2 protein-coding genes are annotated in these 2,406 nt (G+C 49.1%); both read left to right on the top strand.

All coding sequences use genetic code 11. The features are described 5' to 3' along the window. Window positions 1–163: 163 nt before the first annotated feature. Window positions 164–1,015 carry a tyrosine-type recombinase/integrase gene (locus H4O21_RS23910; protein ID WP_182812338.1) on the top strand — a complete coding sequence of 284 codons (852 nt, stop codon included), beginning with the start codon at window positions 164–166 and terminating at the stop codon, window positions 1,013–1,015. Further along, window positions 1,012–2,121 (top strand): IS91 family transposase, encoded by a 1,110-nt coding sequence (locus tag H4O21_RS23915; RefSeq protein ID WP_182812341.1) that lies wholly within the window; start codon window positions 1,012–1,014, stop codon window positions 2,119–2,121. Before H4O21_RS23910 ends, H4O21_RS23915 begins: the two co-directional genes overlap by 4 nt. Window positions 2,122–2,406 lie beyond the last annotated feature (285 nt).

Genomic DNA, 2,406 nt, shown 5'->3' on the forward strand with positions numbered 1-2,406 from the left:
CTTCCTGAACAATCAGTTATGGCATTTCTCGGTAAAGTCAAAATCCGGGGAAAACGCGCATGCGTGATATTAAAATGTTGAACTAAGCCGCTTCGCGGAGCGGGCGTAACCCTCCGGATATCAACCAGACTTAAGTTTCCATCCATCTGCTGGAGACTTCAAGATGACTCCGTTACGCCAGCAAATGACTGATCAGATGACTCTGAGAGGTTATAGCTCTGCAACCCAAAAAGCCTATCTTTATCAGATCACAGAGTTAGCAAGGTATTATCATCGGTCACCCCATGACTTAACAATAGCTGAGCTACAGCAATATCTGCTTTACCTGATTCGTGAGCGACACTGGTCCTGTTCCAGTTGTCGGCAAGCGATTCATGCCATCCACTTCCTTTATGTTCAGGTACTGCATCGCCCAATAGGGCCATTAGAACTCCCTCACCCGAAGAAAGCCCAGAAGATTCCTGACTTGCTTTATCCCGATGAAGTCAGAGCAATTATTCAGCACTGCAACCATGGCAAGCAGAAAGCCGCTGTGATTCTGGCCTATGCCACGGGGATGAGGATTGGTGAGATCAGCCAGCTACGAATCCATGACCTGGATGGCCAGCATAACCGTATCAAAGTGCGCCAGGGCAAGGGCCAGAAAGACCGCTTTGTCCTGTTTTCTGAGGGATTAAAAGAGAACCTGCGTATTTACTGGCGTCAGTACCATCCCGATGATGTTGTGATTTACGGGCAATATAAAGATCGTCCACTGGATAAAAAATATCTGAGGCTTGAAGTGAAAGAGGCCGCTCAGAGAGCAGGGATAACAAAAGAGATCAGGTTTCACAGCTTACGCCATGCCTTTGCCACTCATCAGCTCATGGCCGGTATGCCATTACCCCGGTTGCAGCTATTGCTGGGACATAAGCAGATCAGTACAACACTCCGTTATCTGCAATGGATTGCCATGATGGACAGTGCCCGATGTCTGAACGAGGATCTTGTGCGTGATCTTTGGGTGACGCCATGAGTAAACTGAATCTGGCTGAAGTCATCCGGTATTGCTATCAGAAAGGCCAGATCCGGGCCAGTCCGAGGCAATGGCAGGTTCTGCATCACCTGATGGACTGTCGAACGGCTAAAATGGGTAGCGCCCTTTATCAGTGTACCGCCTGTCATTCTCGCTGGTTATGGCATCATAGCTGTCGTGACAGACACTGCCCTCAGTGCCAGACCCATGCCAGTCAGCACTGGTATGAAAAACAGAAGCAGCAACTTCTGCCGGTTCCATACTTCCATCTGGTTTTTACTCTGCCTCATGAACTGAATGAGTGGACAGCCCGTTACGACGGACTGATTTATCGGCTGTTGTTCCGGGCCAGCTGGGCCGCACTGAAAGGACTGAGTGAACGCAAACTGAAAGGCCTCCCCGGTATGACTGCCGTACTGCATACATGGGGGCAACGACTGAACCGGCATGTTCATCTGCACTGCCTGATACCGGCGGGTGTACTGAAATATGGCCGGAAGTGGAAAAAACAGAATAAAAACTATCTGTTGCCGGTTAAAGCGTTATCTCATCGTTTCAGAGGGATTATGGTCAGTTTACTCCGCGACGCTGAGCAACAGGGCCTGATGATGGAGCTGAATAAAACAGAGATCACCCGGAAGCTGAATCAGCTGATGAAAAAAACGTGGGTGGTTTACAGCAAAAGTGCCATCCATTACCGGGATACACTGGTTCAGTATCTGGCCCGTTACAGTCACCGGATCGGGCTGAGTAATCATCGCCTGAAGTATCAGGGTGGAGAGCAGATCACTCTGTCCTGTTATGACTACAAACACCACCGTCCTGCAGTTTTACAGCTGACGTGTCGAGAACTGGTTCGACGGTATTTACTGCATGTACTGCCAAAGGGTTTTATGCGCATCAGGCATTATGGTTATCTCGCCAATGCGATCAGAGCAAAATCACTGGCAGTGATACGCAAGGTTGTGGTACAGGCAGAACCTGAGAAAGAGAACATTACCGAAGATAAAAAGCCTCATTGTCCGGAATGTGGTAGCCAGGGTATTCGTTGTACAGGAGAAGTGAAAAAAGCGGACGTCTGTCCGCCGAAGGTCAGCAGTGCATAAACGATAGACGGTAACAGGAACAATGAGTTACCCCCTTCGGGTATATCCCGAGGGACACGGCTTGCCTGACGGGCTGAAAAAGGTTAAAACAGAGCTATATCAGAAAGAAAAGTGAACCGTGTGAGTGAGATCAGGCGTGGACAGCCGGTAAAAAACACTCATAGACAAACCGCAGGTTGACAGGGAAAACAGAGCGTTAAAAAGCAAATCCCCTGCACAATCAGCGGCCGTTCAACAGACGGTTATAGCTATGGCTCCGCCATCCGTATAACCGCTTAATAGTTA

The sequence above is a fragment of the Oceanospirillum sediminis genome (assembly GCF_014164585.1).
Classification (GTDB): domain Bacteria; phylum Pseudomonadota; class Gammaproteobacteria; order Pseudomonadales; family Halomonadaceae; genus Oceanospirillum; species Oceanospirillum sediminis.